1 protein-coding gene is annotated in these 736 nt (G+C 63.5%); it reads left to right on the top strand.

What is annotated here, in order from left to right; translation table 11 throughout:
* Nucleotides 1-678, top strand: a 678-nt coding sequence (gene rfbF, locus AC1RMD_RS31205) for a glucose-1-phosphate cytidylyltransferase (protein ID WP_492932755.1), incomplete at its 5' end; no start/stop codon positions are given.
* Nucleotides 679-736 lie beyond the last annotated feature (58 nt).

Raw genomic sequence — 736 nt, 5'->3', positions numbered from 1 at the left:
ATCCTGTGGCACATCCTGAAGAGCTACTCCGCCCACGGCATCAATGACTTCGTCATCTGCTGCGGCTACCGCGGCTACGTCATCAAGGAATTCTTCGCCAACTACTTCCTGCACACCTCGGACGTCACCTTCGACCTGCAGAAGAACAGCATGGAAGTGCACGAGCGCCACGCCGAACCGTGGAAGGTCACGCTGGTCGACACCGGCGCCGACACCCTCACCGGCGGCCGCCTCAAGCGCGTGCGCCAGCACGTCGAACACGACGAAGCCTTCTGCTTCACCTACGGCGACGGCGTGGCCGACATCGACATCGCCGCTTCGATCGCCTTCCACAAGGAACACGGCAAGCTCGCCACCATGACCGCGGTGCAGCCGCCGGGACGCTTCGGCGCGATCGACATGGACGGCCAGCGCATCCTGAGCTTCAAGGAAAAACCGCAGGGCGACGGCAACTGGATCAACGGCGGCTACTTCGTGCTGTCGCCGAAAGTCATCGACCTGATCGAGGACGACAGCACCATCTGGGAAAAGGGCCCGCTGGAACAGCTGGCCGCCGACGGCCAGCTCGACGCCTGGCTGCACAAGGGCTTCTGGCAACCGATGGACACGCTGCGCGACAAGATCCTGCTCGAAGAGCTGTGGGACAGCGGCAAGGCGCCGTGGAAGCGATGGCCATGAATCCGGCGTTCTGGCGCGGCAAGCGTGTTTTCCTGACCGGGCACACCGGTTTCAAGGG

It is taken from the genome of Duganella sp. GW822-FHT06D06, from assembly GCF_058799615.1.
Note: the sequence above shows the minus strand (reverse complement) of the source record. Positions and strands in the feature narration are given on the sequence as shown.